Source organism: Actinoplanes sp. NPDC026623, assembly GCF_040638275.1.
In the GTDB taxonomy this organism is placed as follows: Bacteria; Actinomycetota; Actinomycetes; order Mycobacteriales; family Micromonosporaceae; genus Actinoplanes.
Window position 1 is genome coordinate 41324 of sequence record NZ_JBEZXZ010000023.1, and the last position, 16720, is coordinate 58043.

The window sequence follows — 16720 nt, forward strand, 5'->3', positions numbered from 1 at the left end:
ACGTGAGGCTTAAACCTGCCCGCCGACGATTAGCGACCGTGCTCGCGGCGCTCGTCGCCACCTCGGGGCTGGCGCTCGTCGCCCCGTCCCCGGCCTCCGCCGCACCTCGGCCGCTCGCCGCGCCGGGTGACTCCGGCGACGACGGCGAGGGCGGCTCCAAGTCCCTGATCGAGCAGCTCGAAGCGGCGTCCAAGGGCTTCGTCGAGGCCAAGGAGGCGCTGGCCCGCTCCAAGGCGCGCCAGCAGCAGCTGATCGACAAGCTCAAGGAGATCGACACCGAGCTCGGCCCGCGGCAGGCGGCGCTGGACGACATCGTCCAGCAGTCCTACCGCGTCGGGCGGCTCGGGCCGATGACCGCCCTGCTCACCGCCGACTCCACCGGCAGCATGCTGGACCGCGCGGAGATGCTCGAGACGGTCGCCGCCAAGCAGAACCGCGCGGTGCGTGACCTCAAGGACTCGAGGGACCGGCAGCAGCGGGCGAAGGCCGCGATCGACGCCGAGATCCGCGACCAGCAGCGTCAGGTCGACATCATGGCCAAGCGCAAGGCGCAGGCGGAGCGGGCGCTCGATGCGGCCAACGCGGCCGGCGCGTCGAACGGCGCCGAGGAGTCCTCGGGCGGCACCGAGTCCAGCGGCGGTGGCTCCAGCGGCGGCGGGAGCGACCTGCGGGCCGCGGCCGCGCCGCGCAACTCCGACGGGTCGCTGCCGGACGAGTCCTGCTCCGTCAACGACCCGACGACGTCCGGCTGCATCACGCCGCGCACCCTGCACGCGATGAAGGAGGCGAAGAAGGACGGCTTCACCCACTTCGTCGCGTGCTTCCGCCATCAGAACAGCGGCGAGCACCCCAAGGGCCGGGCCTGCGACTTCGCCGCCGACAAGAAGGGCTTCGGCGGCGTCGCGACCGGCAGCAGCAAGACCTACGGCAATAATCTGGCGAACTACTTCATCGGCAATTCCAGCCGGCTGGGCGTGCTCTACGTGATCTGGTTCCGGCGGATCTGGTTGCCCAGCAGCGGCTGGAAGGCCTACACGAGGGGTAACGGCGACCCCTCAAGTGATCACACGAACCACGTGCATCTCTCGATGCGCTAGCCCCACGCGAAGGGGGTGCGGGGCCTACCGCTTGGTGTAGGCCTCGTACTCCTTCAGCACGTCCTCGGTCGGGCCGTCCGCCCGGATCAGCCCCGACTCGAGCCAGATGCTGCGCTCGCAGGTGTCCCGGATCGACTGCTCGCTGTGGCTGACCAGGAAGACCGTGCCGGCCTCGGCGCGCAGGTCGCGGACCCGCTGCTCGCTGCGCCGGCGGAACTTCGCGTCGCCGGTGGCCAGCGCCTCGTCGATCAGCAGCACGTCGTGCTTCTTGGCCGCCGCGATCGAGAACCGCAGCCGCGCCGACATGCCGGACGAGTAGGTGCGCATCGGCAGCGAGCTGAAGTCGCCGCGCTCGTTGATCCCGGAGAAGTCGACGATCTCCTGCACCTTGGACTTCACCTGCGCCGGAGACATGCCCATCGCCAGGCAGCCGAGCACGACGTTGCGCTCGCCCGGCAGGTCGTTCATCAGGGCCGCGTTGACGCCGAGCAGCGACGGCTGCCCGGCCGCGTAGATCGCGCCCCGCTCGACCGGGAGCAGCCCGGCGATCGCCCGCAGCAGGGTCGACTTGCCGGAGCCGTTGGTGCCGATCAGGCCGACGGCCTCGCCCTTGTAGGCCACGAAGCTGACGCCCTTGATCGCGTGCACCTCGCGCAGCGTGCTCGGCTTGTCGCCGGTGATGATCCGTTTGAAGCTCGCCAGCGGGCTGCCCGTGCCGGGCGCGGCCGACTGGTGCACTCGGTAGACCACGTGCGCGTCGTCGACGATGACCGTCGGCTCGCGCCGGTCGCTGCTGGAGTCAGCCACGGCCGTACCCCTTCTCTCCGCGCCAGAAGTAGAAATACCCGCCGAAGCCGACCACGGCGGCCCAGCCGATCGCCTGGAGCCACAACACCGGGGCCGGGGCCGCCAGCGGCACGTTCTCCATCAGCGCGTGCCGCATGAGGTCGATGAAGATCAGCATCGGGTTGGCCTCGATCACGGCCAGCTTCCAGCCGGTCAGGTGATCGGAGAAGCGGGTGACCGGGTAGAGCACGGCGGAGCCGTACATCCAGATCCGCATGACGAACGGCACAAGCTGCTTGAAGTCGGCGACCTTGGAGCCGAGCCGGGCCACCCCCATGGCGAGGCCGGCGTTGAAGATCGACTGAAGCAGGAAGATCGGGACGATCAGCAGCCATTCCCAGGTGATCGGCTCGCCGAAGCCCAGCACGATGATCATGAGCACGGTCATCGAGGCGATCATGTTGCGAATCTCGACCATGGTGATGGCGAGCGGCAGGCTGGCCCGCGGGAAGTGCAGGGCCCGGATCAGTCCCATGTTGGAGCTGATCGCCCCGATGCCGGCCTGCACCGTGGTCGCGGTGAAACCGAAGATGAAGACGCCGGTGCACAGGTACGGGACGAAGTTGTCGACGCCGTGCTTGGTGTTCAGCACCACGCCGAAGATCACGTAGTAGACCGTGGCGTTGATCAGCGGGGTCAGCACCTGCCAGAACACGCCGAGCTTGGTGCGACCCAGCGTCGAGGCGACCTTGGCGTTCGCGTAGGACGCGATGAAGTGCCGGTAGGCCCAGAGCTGCCGCGTGTAGTTCGGCAGGCTGGGCGGCTTACCGGCGGCGCTCAGGCCGTGCCTGCGGGCCAGCTCCGCGAGCGAGATGCCGGTGTCGGAATCGGCGACCGCCGTAGGGGGCATGGGGTAGCGCTCCGATCTGGTCGGTCCGCTGGGGGCCGGGGACCTGGTTGATTCGTCCGGGGACACAGGTACAAGTGTGCGGGATGAAACGGCGTCGTATCGACGCTGACCCGAAACTAGCCGAACGAGCGCCGGAACGCAACCGTTGCGTCCTGGCGTATAGTGAGACCGTGGCAACAGCGAAACGTGCACCTGCCGGAGCGGCGGTGCTCCGCGGGGACATCACCGCGGCCATCCGGAATGCGGTCATGAACGAGTTGGCCGAGGTCGGTTACGGACGACTCTCCATCGAGGCGGTGGCCCGCAGGGCCGGTGTCGGCAAGACGGCGATCTACCGCCGGTGGAGCAACAAGCTCGAAATGGTACTCGAGATCGTCTCCGCGGTAGCGGAGCGCAGCGTGCCAATGCCCGATACGGGAAGCTTTGCGGGGGATCTGCAACTGCTGATGTTCATCCTCAGCAAGGCGCTGGGGCACCGCATCGCGTCGCAGATCATCCCCGACCTGATGGCCGAGGCGGCGCGCAACCCGAAGATCGCCGAGACGCTGCAGGGTGCGCTGCGCACCCACCAGCAGGCCGTCGGCGGGCAGATAGTCGGCCAGGCCGTCGCCCGCGGGGAACTGCCCGCGGGCACCGACCCCGACCTCGCGGTCGACCTGATGATCGGGCCGCTGTACTGGCGGCTGGCGGTCGCCCGCACCCCGATCGACGACGACTACCTCGAGAAGCTCAGCGCGGCGATCATCGCCGCGCTGAAGGCGGGCACCGCGGCTCCCTGAGTCACGGAGCCGCGTTCATCAGGTCGAGCGCGCTGTGCTGGCAGGAGTGGTTCGTGCCGGCGTACGGGCCGGCCCAGTGGCTGCCGTAGGCGTCGAAGCCGGTCCGGTCCTTGGCGTACGCGGAATCCGCCTGACGCCGCAGGTAGGCGTCGTACGGGCGGCCGACCGCGGCGTTCAGCACGCCGAGCCCGCGGACGAACGCGCCCTTGAACGAGACCCCGTCGCCGGAGCACTGGTCGGGTTCGTTGGGCTCGCGCAGGATGCCGCCGCTGTTGAGATAGGTGCTCGTGGTGGCCGCGTCACCGACCCGGCGGGCGACGGTCAGCGCGTTCGTGTCCCCGGTCAGCCGGTTGAGCTGGACCAGCGCGTTGATCAGCACACCCTGGTTGTAGGTCCAGGTGACGTCGCCGTTGTTGCGGCAGGTGCCGAGGTTGACGCCGTCGTTGACCAGGTTCGAGCTGTTGATCATCCCGGTGCTCTGGAACCAGGACCAGCCGGCCTGTGCCCGCCCGCGGTAGACGCTGTCGCCGCCGATGCGCAGCGACAGTGCCGCGTTCAACTGGATGTAGAGGCTGTTGGAGATGGCGTTCTTCACGGTCCGGTCGGTGCGCCAGTAGATGCCACCGCCGCAGCGGGTGTCCCAGTAGCCGAACATGTGATCCGCGTCGGCCCGGGCGGTGTTCAGGTAGCGGCTGTCGCCGGTCCGGTCGTACGCGGCCACCCAGGCCAGCCCCCACCAGCCGGTGTCGTCGAGGTACTCGTTGCGGAACTGCCCCTGCCTGGAGTTGATCTGCTTGTCGTACGTCGCGGCGATCGCGTAGTCGTAGCTGTGCATGCCGCTGATCCGGCTGTTGTCGATCAGCGCGGTGAGCGCGTTGGCCCCGGTCCACCAGCCGTTGGTGTCGAACAGTCCGGTGCCCTGGTCGAAGCGCATCATCAGCGCGGTGGCCGCGGCCGTGCGCCGGTCCCAGGCGTTCCAGTTGCTCCGGGTCCAGCCGGCGCAGGTGAGCTCGGGGCGGTCGCCGGCCTTGCCGCAGGCGCGCAGCACGCCGACGCCGCGAGTGCCCCAGTCGTCGACGTTGAACATGGTGGTGCGCCGGCCGGTCGCGCCGGCGGGAACGGTCGTGTCGCCGAGCCTGCTGCCGCCCTGCCAGGTGCGGCCGCCGTCGAAGGAGCGGTCCAGCCACACCTCGTCGCCGGGCTGCCCGCCCTCGACGGTCGCCCAGATCATCGCGTCGGCGTCGTCGACGTGCGCCTTGAACGTGCGGCCGTACAGGATGGCGCTGGTCGCGACCCGGTCGCCGGGGGAGAGCGCGGGGTCGCGGCCGTCGCAGTACCGGTTGCAGACGGTGGCCGCCCGGGCGGGCGACACGGCGGACAGCTGGAGCAGGACGGTGGCGGCGGCCGCGGCGGCCGCGATCCACTTGGCTTTCATGGGGATACCTCCGTGCCGGGGATGCACATGGGTATCTGTTAATAAAGTACACATATTGTTAACAGTCAATGCCTACGCGGATTTTCGACGGCCGTTGACCCGCGTGCGATGCTGGCCCGCATGATCAACTGGCTGACCGGCGTCGCGTTCACCGCCTTCGGTGTGGGCACCACCTGGGCCGAGGTGCTCGGCTTCCTGACCGGCCTGGTCAACGTGTGGTTACTGGTGCGCCGGCACATCCTCAACTGGCCCGTCGGCATCCTCAACGTGCTCCTGCTGATGCTGGTCTTCTGGTCCGCGGGGCTGTACGCGGACGCCGGCCTGCAGTTCGTCTACGTAATCCTCGGCTGCTACGGCTGGTGGGCGTGGCTGCACGGCGGGGCCCACCGCACCCCGCTCGCGGTGCGCGGCACGACACGCGCCGAGTGGCTGGCGCTCGGCGCCGCCGGCGTGCTGCTCACCGCCGGGATGTGGCTCTTCCTCGACCACCTGACCGGCTCGACGGTGCCGCTCGCCGACGCGGTCACCACCGCGCTGTCGCTGCTGGCCACCTACGGACAGACCCGCAAGCTCGTCGAGAGCTGGTGGCTCTGGATCGCCGCCGACCTCATCTACATCCCGCTGTACGCGTACAAGGACCTCTGGCTGACCGCGATCCTCTACGTGGCGTTCCTGCTGCTGTGCGTCGCCGGCCTGCGGGCCTGGCACTCGGCCCGGCAGCCCCGGACCGCGGAGCTGGTCGCATGACGTGGGAGCACGGCCTGATCGTCGGGAAGTTCTATCCGCCGCACGCCGGGCACCACGCGCTGATCGACGCGGCGGCCGCGGCCTGCGAGCGGGTCACCGTGGTGGTCGCGCCCTCCTCCGGCGAGTCGGTGCCGCTCGACCTGCGCGTCGCCTGGCTGCGGGAGGCGCACCCGGCGAACGTCCGCTTCGTCGGCGTGCACGACGACCATCCGGTCGACTACGCGGACCCGGCGGCCTGGGAGCTGCACATGGCCGTCTTCCGGGCCGCGGCCGGCACCGACCGGGTCGACGCCGTCTTCTCCTCGGAGGCCTACGGGCCGGAACTGGCCCGCAGGTTCGCGGCCGAGGCGGTCACGGTCGACCCGGAGCGGATCAAGATCCCGGTCTCCGGTACGGCGGTGCGGGCCGATCCCGCCGGGCACTGGGATCAGCTCGGTCCCGGCGTGCGCGGCTGGCTGACCCGCCGGGTGATCGTGGTCGGCGCCGAGTCCACCGGGACGACGACGATGGCGCGGGCCCTGGCCCGGCACTACCGGACGCGGGGAGGCGCGTGGGCGCCGACCCGATGGGTGCCGGAGTTCGGGCGGGAGCTGACGGTTCGCAAGCTCGAAGCGCTGCGGCTCTCCCGGCCGGACGCCGAGGTCGGCGACGTGGTCTGGGACGCCGGCGACTTCGTGTCGGTGGCCGACGAGCAGGGCGACGCGGAGGACCGGGCCGCCCGCGCGGGCTCGCCGATCCTGTTCGGTGACACCGACGCCCTGGCCACGACGATCTGGGAGGAGCGCTACCTCGGCAGCGGCTCGGCCGCGGTCCGGGACCGGGTGCGCCCGCCCGCCCTCTACCTGCTCACCGATCATGAAGGCGTGCCGTTCGTCGACGACGGGCTGCGGGACGGCGAGGCCATCCGGGCCTGGATGACCGGCCGCTTCCGGGAGGTTCTGGCCGCCCAGGAGGCACCATGGCAGGTGCTTACCGGCCCCTACCCGGCCCGGCTGCGCGCCGCCGTCGCCGCCTGCGACGACCTGCTGGCCGCCGGGTGGAGTTTCGCGCCTCCGCTAAGCCCACCCTGATCGGGGCCGAAGGTTGGTGCATGCGGTTCATGAAGGCTCTGCTCCCGTTGCTGGCCATGCCGGTTGCGCTCGGCGGGTGCGGCCTGCTCGGGATGTCGGCGACCGGGACGCCGAGCGCGTCCGCGACCCCGGCGCCGGGCGACACCTGGCTGGTCGTGGCCTCCGGCAGCGCCACCCCGAGCCCTAAGCCGTCCTTCTCCGGATCGCGGTCGCCCGCGCTGCCGCCCGTGTCGTTCCTGCCGATCGACCCGCAGTGCGCCAAGGACTACACCATGGCCCGGGAGAACCAGGCGCTGATTCCGCTCAAGGTGGTGCCCGGACCCGGCAGACTGACCGTGACCTGGCTGCGGCAGTACGCCTCCGACTACCGGATCACCGCGGTCAAACAACCGCTGATCGCCGGCTATCAGCCGAATTACACCTGGCAGAGCGTCCCGCCCGGCACCGGCTGCACGGTCACCGCCACGATCAGCGGCCTCAAGAAGGGCGCGCCGTACATCGTGTGGCTGGACGCGCCCAACACCGGCTACGAGCGGGACGCCACCCGGCACCCGTACAGCGGTCGTTCCGGCGTGGTCTATCCGGGTTGACCGGTGCGTGCGTACCGACAGCGAGGGCCTTCGCCGTTCACCCCGACCGGGTAACGGCGGAGGCCCTCGGCTTTTCTCAATTTCGTTGGATGACTTTGCTCAAGCTGGGGTCAGGTTTGGCGATAAACCCCTTGTCCGAGCGAATCAGACACCAGGACCGGGGCCCCGCCCCAGGCATCAAGGCCCCGAACTCACGGAGGAGAACTACATGAAGGTTCGCGCTCACAAGGCCGTTATCGCCGCCGCCGCTGTCGCCGCTGGTGCCGGCATCTTCGGCATCACCGCCGCCGCTTCCGCGGCGACGTCGCTGTTGCCGACGGTCACCAAGCTCAGCGTTGCCAAGGGCAGCACCGCCGGCGGCACGGTGGTGTCGATCACCGGCACGAACTTCGACACCGTCACCGCGGTGAAGGTCGGCGGCACCGGCGGCACCGCCGTCACCTCGTTCCTCATCTCCTCGCCGACCGAGATCGTCGCCAAGGTGGCGGCCGGTACCGGCTCCAAGCTCCAGTTCACGGTCACCAACCCGACCGGTTCCAGCGTGGACACCGTCGCCGACGACTTCACCTTCCTGGCGCCGATGGACTCGGTGGCTGCTGCGGCGCTGCTGAACCCGTTCGGCAAGAGCACCATCACGGTTACCACCACCGGCGCGGGTACGTCCGCCGACCTCTTCAAGGCCAACAAGGTCACGGCGACGGTCAACGGCACGTCCTCCCCGGTGACCTGGGTCAGCGACACCAGCGTCAAGGTGGCGGCTCCGGCCGGCGACCCGTCCGCGACTGCCGCGTCCGTGGTGCTCTACCACGACGGTGTGGCCGGCGCCGCCGACACGACCCACGCCAAGTACGCGGCGGTCATCACCAAGCTGAGCAAGACCAGCGGCTCGACCGCCGGCGGCGGCACGATCGCCATCAGCGGCAAGGGCCTCTCGACCGCCACCGCCTTCAACTTCGGCGCGACCGCCGCGACGGCTTGCGCCCCGGTTGCCCTCAAGACCGACACCGACTGGACCTGCACCATCCCGGCGGTCGCCGCCGGCGGCGTCTCGGTCAAGGCCGTCCTCCCGACGATCTCGTACGGCGTCCTGCCGACGGCGACCTACATCCTCAGCGACGTCAGCTGAATCAGCACCACCGCCTGACCAGTCGGCCCGGCCCCCACCAGGGGCCGGGCCCTCGGCGTTACCAGGCAACGAGGCTTCGCGACACGCACCCGAGGCATCAGGTTTTCGTGTTTGTCGGGCGGCTTTTCTCAAGTCAGGGTCAAGTTTGGCGATTAACCCTTTGTCCGAGCGAATCAGACACAGGACCGGGGCCCAGCCCCAAGCAAGCCCCGAACTCACGGAGGAGATTTACATGAAGGTTCGCGCTCACAAGGCCGTTATCGCCGCCGCCGCTGTCGCCGCGGGTGCCAGCATCTTCGGTATGTCCGGTGCGGCTTCCGCCGCGGGGGCGTCGCTGCTGCCGACGGTCACCAAGCTCAACGTTGCCAAGGGCAGCACCGCCGGCGGCACGGTCGTGACGATCACCGGCACGAACTTCGACACCGCCACCGGGGTGAAGGTCGGCGGCACCGCCGCCACCCCGTTCCTGATCGCCACGCCGACCATGATCGTCGCCAAGGTGGCGGCCGGTACCGGCTCCAAGGTCCAGGTCGAGGTCACCAACCCGACCGGTGCCAGCGTGAACACCGTCGCCGACGACTTCACCTTCCTGGCGCCGATGGACTCGGTGGCTGCTACGGCGCTGCTGAACCCGTTCGGCAAGAGCACCATCACGGTTACCACCACCGGCGCGGGTACGTCCGCCGACCTCTTCAAGGCCAACAAGGTCACGGCGACGGTCAACGGCACGTCCTCCCCGGTGACCTGGGTCAGCGACACCAGCGTCAAGGTGGCGGCTCCGGCCGGCGACCCGTCCGCGACTGCCGCGTCCGTGGTGCTCTACCACGACGGTGTGGCCGGCGCCGCCGACACGACCCACGCCAAGTACGCGGCGGTCATCACCAAGCTGAGCAAGACCAGCGGCTCGACCGCCGGCGGCGGCACGATCGCCATCAGCGGCAAGGGCCTCTCGACCGCCACCGCCTTCAACTTCGGCGCGACCGCCGCGACGGCTTGCGCCCCGGTTGCCCTCAAGACCGACACCGACTGGACCTGCACCATCCCGGCGGTCGCCGCCGGCGGCGTCGCGGTGAAGGCCGTCCTCCCGACGATCTCGTACGGCGTCCTGCCGACGTCCGCCTACACCTTCAGCGACGTCAGCTGAATTAGCAACACCGCCTGATCCGAAGCCCGGCTCCCCACCAGGGGGGCCGGGCTTCGGCGTTGAAGGGTCAGGCCGCGGTGGTGTTGCGGCCGCTCCACTTGGCCGCGTACAGGCGGCCGTCGGCCGTCCGGAACAGGGCGTCGCCGGTGAGGCCCGGTGACCAGGTGGCCACGCCGACGCTCACCGTCAGCCGCGCCTCGGGCAGGACCTGCGCCGCCGCCACCGCGGTCCGGATGCGCTCGGCCACCTCTCGCCCCGCGCTGAGGTTGCCCCGCAGGAAGACCACGAATTCGTCGCCCGCGTAGCGGACCGCCTCGTCGCCCGCGCGGCAGTGCGCCCGCAGAATCGTCGCCACCTCGCGGAGGGCGTGGTCGCCGGCGCTGTGCGAGTACGCGTCGTTGACCGCCTTGAAGTGGTCCAGGTCGATGAGGAGCAGGGTCAGCGACCCGCGGTCAACCCGCCGGTCCACCTCGGCGATCAGCAGGTCGAACTTGCGCCGGTTGCCCAGGCCGGTCAGCGGATCCAGCATGACCTCGCGCTCGGCCCGGGCGTGCGCCGCCTCGATCTCCTCGCGCTGGCCGGCCTGGCGCAGCATCGCCAGCCGCTGCAGCCGCAGCCGCCACAGCTCGCGCACCTGCCCCTCGACCGTCTCGAACAGATCCCGGCTGGGCTGTCCGTCGTCGAGTTGGAGCGCCGTCAGCGCGAGTTCGAAGCGGATGATCGGCCGCTCGTCCGGGCGGCAGCCGTACTCGCTCAGATCGCGGGCGGCGATGAACTCGCGGCGCGACTCGTGCAACTGCCCCTGCGCGCGCAGGCTGATGCCCAGCGCCAGGTGCGCCATCCGGGCGTACTGGTAGGTCTCGCCGGTGCGCAGCGGCATGACCGCCTCTCGGGCGAGCTTCTCCGCCATCGCGGTGTCACCCAGCTTGGCCAGCGCCAGCGCGTGCGCCGCCATGACGTTGACGTCCGGCCGATGGTCCAGCCGGCGCCCGGTGATCTCCGCGCTGCGGCGCAACCGGCTGCGGGCCTCCTCGGTCCGGCCGACGTGCGCCAGGCGAAGTCCCCAGTAGAGCAGCGTCACCGCGTGGACCAGGTCGAACGAGGACGTCGGGCGGTTCGGCGCGTCGTCGGCGCACAACTGGTCGTAGGCCGCGGCGGCGGTCTCGTACATCTCCGCGACGGTTGCCGCCTCGGCGTAGGAGCACATGGCTGAGCGGTGCCGGTCGCCGCGGGCGGGGCCCGAGCTCAGCAGGACACCGGCCCGGGCGAGATTGCGCATGCAGTCGATGTAGTGCCCGCGCAGCAGGTGCAACTGGGCCAGGTCGCAGAGGGTCTTGGCCTCGTTCAGCAGGGTTCCCGCGGCGCGCAGCAGGTCCTCGCCGAGGATCGTGGCCTCGCCGATCCGGCCCATCGCGAGCAGCGCGTACATCTTCGTCTGGGTGAGAAACCGCGCGGTCCTGGAGTCGCCGACGATCCCGGCGATGACCAGGTACGCGTCGGCAGCCGCGATCGCCTGCTGAGCCTGGCCGGTGTCCACCATCCGGTGCGCCCGCAGGGCCAGCAGGTGCAGCGGGCCGTACGCGGTGACCGGCACCGGTAGCCGGCCGTCCGCCGAGATCCAGTCCGCCATGACCCAAGTATCAGCCGTTCACTACGCAAGTAAATGTGCGAGACCGATTGGCCTGGCTTTTTTGATATCAGAGAATCCCCACATTGGATCCTCGACCCGGCATTCTGTCCAGTTCGCAACACGCAGGGCGATGCTCTGCATGCGTATGGTGACTTATGGCGTTCGTCGGGTCGGGTCGGCGCAGGGCCGCCACGCTGGCCCTCGCGTTGGAGGTCCTGCTCGCCGGCGTCGCCGTCGGTGCCGGGATCGTGCGCCACCAGCCGCTGGGCCCCGACTACGTCGACATCGCGGACGTCGCGGCCCAGCCCTTCGACGTGGGCGCCGGTTCATACACCTGGGACTGCGGGCGCAACGAGATCGGGCATCGCAACTCCGCCAACGTCGTCGTGACGCCCGGCCGGCCCGGGGCGGGTCATCACCTGCACGACTACATCGGAAACCTGTCCGTCGACATCCCGTCGACAGTGAGGTCGCTGGCCGGAGGGGGCACCACCTGCGGTAACGGCGACGAGTCCAGCTATTACTGGCCGGTGCTGCGCGTCGTCGGCGCCGATGACGGCCCGCACGGCGGCGCGGTGCAGGTGCCCGTCTCGATCTCTCTCACCTACTACGGCAATGCGCGCAGCCCGGTGGTCGAGATGCCGTGGCTGCTGCGGGGCACCGTCGGCGACGCGTACGCGCTCACCAACGGCGGTGCCCGGGCGGCGGCGGTCTGGAGCTGTTCCGGCAGCCCGGACCGGCGGACGACGCGGTACGTGATCTGCCCGGGCGCAGAACGGGTGCTGCGGATCTTCGACCTGCCGAGCTGCTGGGACGGCCGCCGGGCCGACAGCAGCGACCACCGCCAGCACCTGGTCTTCCCGGCGCCGGGCGGCGGCTGTCCGATCTCGACCTTCGCGGTGCCCCGGCTGCGGATCGTGGTCGCGTACGCCATCGCGAGGGGCACCCGGTACCGGATCGACTCGTTCGAGGGGCAGCGGCACAGTCCGCTCACCGATCACGCGTTTTTCGTCAATCTGATGCCGAGTGCCCTGATGCGCGAGATTGTGCACTGTCTGAACGCCGGGCTGGTCTGCACTGACCGATCGCAGCGAGGTTCATGAGGGCGTACGGGGCCGGGGCGACCTCCGCGGACAGCGCCGCCAGACCCGAGAGCCGGTGATCAGGGGTGGCCGGTCCGACTCGCCTCGTCGAGGACATTCCGCAGGACGGTAGCCAGGTCGCGGAGGAACTGGGCCGCCGCGGCGTCCGATGGGTCGTCGAGCACCCAGTTGCCCTCCCACCCGACCAGCCGGGCCAATGACCCCGGCGAAGAAGGCGGGTCTGCCAGTAGTGCTTCGAGGGCAGCCAAGTCCCGTCGGATCGCCCGGGTGCTGACCTGCGCCAGTTGCAGCTGGTCCGCGCGGATCTCGTCGAAGTTCTCCGCGTCGGCGACGTTGGCGCCGAGGAAGTCGCGAACGGTCTCCAACGCAGGCCGCGCATCCAGTTCGTCCATGCGTGCTCGCAGAGCCTCAGGAAGATCGGACATTCCCACCACACCCCTACAGTAGTCCCGCTGGGAAGGCCGTCACGACGAACGGCACCGGCGGATCCGACCCCGGCACAAGCTGGATGCGGATCTTCACCAGACTGGTTGCGGCGTACTGCGAGACGCGCGGCCCGGCACCGAACATGCCGCTGTTGACGTAGCCCTCACCGACCCGATGCCCGGCGTCGAAACCACCGCGGTGCCGTCCGTCGAATGCCAGGTCATGGCGGATGGTTTCCCAGTTCTGCCGAACGTACTCGTTGATCGTGCGGCTCATGGTCGACGGGTCGCTCCACCGGTACGACCGGTTCTCCGGACGGTCCCACGGAGGATCCCCGTAGATTCGTCCTTCGACCGTTCGAACGCTCGGAGTCCGCGGCATCACGACACCCGGACCGTGCCGCTCCTCGGTATGCGCACCATGGCCGCGGTGCGCAGCGTCGTTGGCGGCAATGTTGAACCTGGGAGGCTCGTCACCGAGCCGGTCGTACCGATCCATGATCACGCGCAGTTCGGCGTCATCGGGATGCGGCGGACCTGCCTGCGTGGCCGACCTGCTGTCGCCGGCCGGGCCGGCGGCCGCGCTCCGACGTCCCGCCCGCGCGACTCGGGCGATGGTTTCCTGAGCCTCGGACACGCTTCCCGCCTCGACTGGCCGAGGTGCCGGGACTCCGCCATCGTCATGCCCGTGACGACCGGGTGGCGTTGCGCCGTCGCCGGCACCTGGGCCGAGTGGGGGTCTGGGTCGCGCGGTCACGATGTCACCTGCCCGGCAGCGTCGTAACACGCAGGTCAGCCGCCGGAAGCGCGGGTGACCTGCGTGTTTACGGAGTGGGTCAGAAAGGCATGGCGAAGGGCTCGGTCAGTAACCGTCGCCGGTCGGGGCGTCGTTGCCGCCGGTGCCGCCGGCGGACTCGGGCAGGGCGCCGGTCTTGCCGCCCTTCGGGTTGATCGCGAACCAGGTGCCCCCGACGCCCTGGCCCAGGATGTCGCCGGCCTTCTGGTCCTTCGCGAAGTAGTAGACGGGCCAGCCGTTGATCGTGACCTGGCAGTGGCCGTCGGCGCGCTCGACGTACCCGATGATCTTGGGGTTGATGCCCTTGGGGTAGATCTTGCCGGGCGACTTGATCAGGAGCGGTGGCCAGGCCTTGGCGCAGTCGCCGTTGCAGGTCGCCTTCGGCGGCTTGGCGGAGTCCTCGTCGAAGCGGTAGAGCGTGCGGCCCGCGCCGTCGGTGACGTAGGTGCCGATCACGTTGTTCTCGGCCGTCTCCAGTTCGACGGTCTTGCTGCCCTTGCGGATGCTCCTGGGCGGCGTGATCTTCTTGGCCGATTCGCCGCTGAAGATCTTCACCCACTTCTGGGTCTTCGCGACCGTCGGCTCGGGGATCGGCCGCGCCGGAGCGTCGGGCGTCTCCACGCCCGCGAGCTTCTCGGTGTCGATCGCCGGCGCCGGCGGTGCGGTCGGGTCGGCCGTGGGCTCGGCGGACGGGTCATCCTCGGCGGCCACGTATCCGACCGCGGTCGCCACGGTGGTGCCCGAACAGGCGCTGAGGCCGAGAGCGCTGGTCAGCGCCACTGCGGCGAAGGCGATTCGGCTGCGCTTCATGATTCCCCCTGAAGATGAGCAGGTACGCCACCCACACGTGGACCATCGCGATCCGGTTCACCCGTAAATTTGTCTGAACCGTTCGCGACCCAGCCACGTGTTGGTGGAGTCAGACCGACGAAACGGGGGTCGAGGGTGGCCGGGCACGCGCTCCGTCCGGCCAGCCTCGGCATGAAATCCGCCGTCACCTGGGGGAAGAGATGCCGGGGTTAAGACTCCAACGTCGCCGGGAGGTGGCCGATGAAGCACTGGTCAGGTCCTTGTTCTCCGAACACGGGGCGGCGATGCTCGCATACGCGACGCAGCTGACCCGGGATCGGGCAGCCGCCGAGGACGTGGTCCAGGAGGCGCTCGTGCGTGCCTGGCGACATCCCGACAGCCTGGTGAACGGCAAGGGTTCGGTGCGCGGCTGGCTGCTCACGGTGGTCCGCAACATCGTCACCGACCAGGTCCGGGCCCGCAGGGCCAGGGCGACCGAGGTCCGGGAGAGCCCGATCGAGGCCGCGGTGGAGGGCGACCACGCCGAGCAGGTGGTCAACTCCATGGTGGTGGTGGACGCGCTCAGCCGGCTCTCCGCCGAGCACCGTGAGGTCCTCGAGCAGGTCTACCTGCTCGGCAGCACGGTCGCGGAAGCGGCCAAGACGCTGGGCATCCCGCCCGGGACGGTCAAGTCGCGCTCCTTCTACGCCCTACGGGCATTACGCGAGCTCCGGTCGCTGAGCGCAGCCGGAACGGAACGGTCTGCCTCATGAAGACTAATCACGAGGACCTCGCCGGTTACCTGACGAAGTCACTGGACGCGGACCAGCTGCGGCAGTTCGAGGAGCATCTGGCCGAGTGTGCCGAGTGCCGAGCCGAGGCGGAATCCCTGCAGGAGTGGACGATGGCACTCGAGGCCGTGCCCGAGGCGATGCTGCTTGACGGGCCGCCCGAGGGCGGTGACCTGCTGTTGCAGCGCACGCTGCGGCAGATCCGCAACGAGTCCGCCGGGAGGCGGCATCGGCAGACCGCGCTGGTAGGCGCGGCCGCGGCCTTCGTGGTCGCCGCCGCCATCGCCTCGGGTGTCGTGGTCGGCCGCACCACGAGCGATCCGGGGCCACCGCGCGCGCTGCCGACGGTGACGGTGGAGCCGACGACGATCCCGGGCACGAAGACCGCGACCGCCCTCGACCCGAACACCGGGGCACGGATCACCGTCGCGGTGGCGCCGGCGCCCGGCTGGGTGCGGATCAAGGCGGCCGTGGTCGGCATCCCGGCCGGCGAGCGGTGCCGGCTCGAGGTTGTCGCCGCGGACGGCAAGTCGGTCCTGGCGGGCAGCTGGGTGGTCTCCACCAAGGGCGCGGCCGAGGGCACCACGCTGGACGGCAGCGCGCTCGTGCCGCCGGATCAGGTGGCGTCGGTGCGGGTGGTCAACGAGGCGGGAAAGCAGTACACCAGCGTCGACATCTGAGATCGCAGCCCGGTGCCGGTCCGCAAGGGACCGGCACCGGCGCGTCAGCTGACGACGTAGCGGGCCAGGCCGTCGACGATCATGTCCAGGCCGAATGCGAAGCGCTCGTCGCCCGAGCCCGTCGTCAGGGTTTCCGCGTGGGCCCGGATGTTCGGGAAGCGGTCCGCCGGCAGGCTGCTGTAGTAGTCCCTGAGCTGGGTGATGAAGGTGTCGAAATAGTGGCGGCTGTCCTGGCCCTCCTGCAGGTTCTGCAGGTGCAGCGAGGCCTCGTAGGCGTCCGCGACGATGTAGAGGAAGAGCCGGTCAAGGGACCAGGCGGCCACCTGCGGCGGCACGCCGCCGGCCAGCATCACCGCCAGCATCCCCTCGGAAAGCCGTAGCGCGTTCGGGCCGCTCGGCACGGTGGCGAGCGCGGCGCGGGCGATGTTGTTGTAGCGCGTCATCGCCGCGTGGCCGCCGCGGGCCATCTCCTTGATCTGCTCCTGCCAGCGGTCCGGCTCGGGCTCGGGCACGTCGACGTCGCCGCAGATCCGGTCGAACATCAGCTGGAGCAGCTCGTCCTTGTTCGCCACGTGGGCGTAGAGGCTGGACGCGCCGGTGTCGAAGACGGCCGCGATCCGGCGCATGCTCACCGCCTCGATGCCCTCCACCATGACGATCCGCAGGCCGGCGTCGACGATCTGGTCCTGGGTCAGCGGGGCCTTGACGGCACGGGGGCGCTTCGGGGCGGCGCGGCGCCAGGGGGGAAGGGGAAGCTCGCTCATCGACGTACAGCGTACTTGACTCGAACGGTGTTCGTCATGTAGAACAGTGTTCCAACAC

18 protein-coding genes are annotated in these 16720 nt (G+C 69.9%); 10 read left to right on the plus strand and 8 right to left on the minus strand.

Annotated elements, in window-relative coordinates; genetic code table 11:
• The first annotated feature begins 2 nt into the window (after window positions 1-2).
• Window positions 3-1097 carry a hypothetical protein gene (locus AB0F10_RS10100; protein WP_360622078.1) on the plus strand — a complete coding sequence of 365 codons (1095 nt, stop codon included), beginning with the start codon at window positions 3-5 and terminating at the stop codon, window positions 1095-1097.
• Between the two features lie 24 nt (window positions 1098-1121).
• Here the strand turns inward: AB0F10_RS10100 and AB0F10_RS10105 are convergent, their stop codons facing one another.
• Window positions 1122-1904 carry an ABC transporter ATP-binding protein gene (locus tag AB0F10_RS10105; RefSeq protein WP_360622080.1) on the minus strand — a complete coding sequence of 261 codons (783 nt, stop codon included), beginning with the start codon at window positions 1902-1904 and terminating at the stop codon, window positions 1122-1124.
• Window positions 1897-2793, minus strand: a complete 897-nt coding sequence (locus tag AB0F10_RS10110; protein ID WP_360622082.1) for an ABC transporter permease — start codon at window positions 2791-2793, stop codon at window positions 1897-1899. Before AB0F10_RS10110 ends, AB0F10_RS10105 begins: the two co-directional genes overlap by 8 nt.
• A 170-nt stretch (window positions 2794-2963) precedes the next feature.
• On the opposite strand from AB0F10_RS10110, the gene AB0F10_RS10115 reads away from it, so the two are divergent.
• Window positions 2964-3572 carry a TetR/AcrR family transcriptional regulator gene (locus AB0F10_RS10115; protein WP_360622143.1) on the plus strand — a complete coding sequence of 203 codons (609 nt, stop codon included), beginning with the start codon at window positions 2964-2966 and terminating at the stop codon, window positions 3570-3572.
• Window position 3573: 1 nt separating this feature from the next.
• Here AB0F10_RS10115 and AB0F10_RS10120 read toward each other — a convergent pair whose 3' ends face one another.
• The gene (locus AB0F10_RS10120; protein WP_360622084.1) at window positions 3574-5007 is read right to left on the minus strand and encodes a glycoside hydrolase family 76 protein; all 1434 of its coding nucleotides are present in this window, start codon (window positions 5005-5007) and stop codon (window positions 3574-3576) included.
• A gap of 120 nt (window positions 5008-5127) precedes the next feature.
• Here AB0F10_RS10120 and pnuC point away from each other — a divergent pair, with 120 nt between their 5' ends.
• The 5 genes from pnuC (at window position 5128) to AB0F10_RS10145 (ending at window position 9684) form a co-directional block, all read left to right on the plus strand.
• Complete coding sequence (gene pnuC, locus AB0F10_RS10125; RefSeq protein WP_360622086.1) at window positions 5128-5754, plus strand: nicotinamide riboside transporter PnuC; 627 nt, start codon at window positions 5128-5130, stop codon at window positions 5752-5754.
• Entirely contained in the window at window positions 5751-6824 is a 1074-nt protein-coding gene (locus AB0F10_RS10130) for an AAA family ATPase (protein ID WP_360622088.1), read from the plus strand. The genes pnuC and AB0F10_RS10130 overlap by 4 nt, the downstream gene beginning before the upstream one ends.
• 20 nt (window positions 6825-6844) lie before the next feature.
• The gene (locus AB0F10_RS10135) at window positions 6845-7414 is read left to right on the plus strand and encodes a hypothetical protein (RefSeq protein ID WP_360622090.1); all 570 of its coding nucleotides are present in this window, start codon (window positions 6845-6847) and stop codon (window positions 7412-7414) included.
• 208 nt (window positions 7415-7622) lie between these two features.
• The gene (locus AB0F10_RS10140; protein WP_360622092.1) at window positions 7623-8540 is read left to right on the plus strand and encodes an IPT/TIG domain-containing protein; all 918 of its coding nucleotides are present in this window, start codon (window positions 7623-7625) and stop codon (window positions 8538-8540) included.
• 232 nt (window positions 8541-8772) lie between these two features.
• Window positions 8773-9684, plus strand: a complete 912-nt coding sequence (locus AB0F10_RS10145; RefSeq protein ID WP_360622094.1) for an IPT/TIG domain-containing protein — start codon at window positions 8773-8775, stop codon at window positions 9682-9684.
• Between the two features lie 67 nt (window positions 9685-9751).
• Here AB0F10_RS10145 and AB0F10_RS10150 read toward each other — a convergent pair whose 3' ends face one another.
• Entirely contained in the window at window positions 9752-11314 is a 1563-nt protein-coding gene (locus tag AB0F10_RS10150) for a GGDEF domain-containing protein (RefSeq protein ID WP_360622096.1), read from the minus strand.
• Between the two features lie 155 nt (window positions 11315-11469).
• On the opposite strand from AB0F10_RS10150, the gene AB0F10_RS10155 reads away from it, so the two are divergent.
• Window positions 11470-12417, plus strand: coding sequence for a DUF1996 domain-containing protein (locus AB0F10_RS10155; protein WP_360622098.1), 948 nt, complete (start codon window positions 11470-11472; stop codon window positions 12415-12417).
• A 59-nt stretch (window positions 12418-12476) separates the two neighbouring features.
• Here AB0F10_RS10155 and AB0F10_RS10160 read toward each other — a convergent pair whose 3' ends face one another.
• From AB0F10_RS10160 to AB0F10_RS10170, 3 genes are all read right to left on the minus strand, one after another.
• Entirely contained in the window at window positions 12477-12809 is a 333-nt protein-coding gene (locus AB0F10_RS10160) for a hypothetical protein (RefSeq protein WP_360622100.1), read from the minus strand.
• A 46-nt stretch (window positions 12810-12855) separates the two neighbouring features.
• On the minus strand, window positions 12856-13479 hold the full coding sequence (locus AB0F10_RS10165) for a hypothetical protein (protein WP_360622102.1): 624 nt from the start codon (window positions 13477-13479) through the stop codon (window positions 12856-12858).
• A gap of 225 nt (window positions 13480-13704) precedes the next feature.
• Window positions 13705-14448, minus strand: coding sequence for a hypothetical protein (locus tag AB0F10_RS10170; RefSeq protein WP_360622104.1), 744 nt, complete (start codon window positions 14446-14448; stop codon window positions 13705-13707).
• Window positions 14449-14648: 200 nt separating this feature from the next.
• Here AB0F10_RS10170 and AB0F10_RS10175 point away from each other — a divergent pair, with 200 nt between their 5' ends.
• Together AB0F10_RS10175 and AB0F10_RS10180 are read left to right on the plus strand one after the other, a co-directional pair.
• Window positions 14649-15200 (plus strand): sigma-70 family RNA polymerase sigma factor, encoded by a 552-nt coding sequence (locus AB0F10_RS10175; RefSeq protein ID WP_360622106.1) that lies wholly within the window; start codon window positions 14649-14651, stop codon window positions 15198-15200.
• Window positions 15197-15898 (plus strand): zf-HC2 domain-containing protein, encoded by a 702-nt coding sequence (locus AB0F10_RS10180; protein ID WP_360622108.1) that lies wholly within the window; start codon window positions 15197-15199, stop codon window positions 15896-15898. Before AB0F10_RS10175 ends, AB0F10_RS10180 begins: the two co-directional genes overlap by 4 nt.
• A gap of 44 nt (window positions 15899-15942) precedes the next feature.
• On the opposite strand, the gene AB0F10_RS10185 is transcribed toward AB0F10_RS10180, so the two are convergent.
• Window positions 15943-16662 (minus strand): TetR/AcrR family transcriptional regulator, encoded by a 720-nt coding sequence (locus tag AB0F10_RS10185; protein WP_360622110.1) that lies wholly within the window; start codon window positions 16660-16662, stop codon window positions 15943-15945.
• Window positions 16663-16720 lie beyond the last annotated feature (58 nt).

Bases quoted from the DNA above. Each gene is read 5' to 3' on its own strand.
- AB0F10_RS10180 (WP_360622108.1), top strand. From the start codon at position 15,197: ATGAAGACTAATCACGAGGACCTCGCCGGTTACCTGACGAAGTCACTG.
- AB0F10_RS10150 (WP_360622096.1), bottom strand. From the start codon at position 11,314: ATGGCGGACTGGATCTCGGCGGACGGCCGGCTACCGGTGCCGGTCACC.
- pnuC (WP_360622086.1), top strand. From the start codon at position 5,128: ATGATCAACTGGCTGACCGGCGTCGCGTTCACCGCCTTCGGTGTGGGC.
- AB0F10_RS10130 (WP_360622088.1), top strand. From the start codon at position 5,751: ATGACGTGGGAGCACGGCCTGATCGTCGGGAAGTTCTATCCGCCGCAC.
- AB0F10_RS10120 (WP_360622084.1), bottom strand. From the start codon at position 5,007: ATGAAAGCCAAGTGGATCGCGGCCGCCGCGGCCGCCGCCACCGTCCTG.
- AB0F10_RS10185 (WP_360622110.1), bottom strand. From the start codon at position 16,662: ATGAGCGAGCTTCCCCTTCCCCCCTGGCGCCGCGCCGCCCCGAAGCGC.
- AB0F10_RS10140 (WP_360622092.1), top strand. From the start codon at position 7,623: ATGAAGGTTCGCGCTCACAAGGCCGTTATCGCCGCCGCCGCTGTCGCC.
- AB0F10_RS10160 (WP_360622100.1), bottom strand. From the start codon at position 12,809: ATGGACGAACTGGATGCGCGGCCTGCGTTGGAGACCGTTCGCGACTTC.
- AB0F10_RS10135 (WP_360622090.1), top strand. From the start codon at position 6,845: ATGCGGTTCATGAAGGCTCTGCTCCCGTTGCTGGCCATGCCGGTTGCG.
- AB0F10_RS10110 (WP_360622082.1), bottom strand. From the start codon at position 2,793: ATGCCCCCTACGGCGGTCGCCGATTCCGACACCGGCATCTCGCTCGCG.
- AB0F10_RS10155 (WP_360622098.1), top strand. From the start codon at position 11,470: ATGGCGTTCGTCGGGTCGGGTCGGCGCAGGGCCGCCACGCTGGCCCTC.
- AB0F10_RS10170 (WP_360622104.1), bottom strand. From the start codon at position 14,448: ATGAAGCGCAGCCGAATCGCCTTCGCCGCAGTGGCGCTGACCAGCGCT.
- AB0F10_RS10145 (WP_360622094.1), top strand. From the start codon at position 8,773: ATGAAGGTTCGCGCTCACAAGGCCGTTATCGCCGCCGCCGCTGTCGCC.
- AB0F10_RS10175 (WP_360622106.1), top strand. From the start codon at position 14,649: ATGCCGGGGTTAAGACTCCAACGTCGCCGGGAGGTGGCCGATGAAGCA.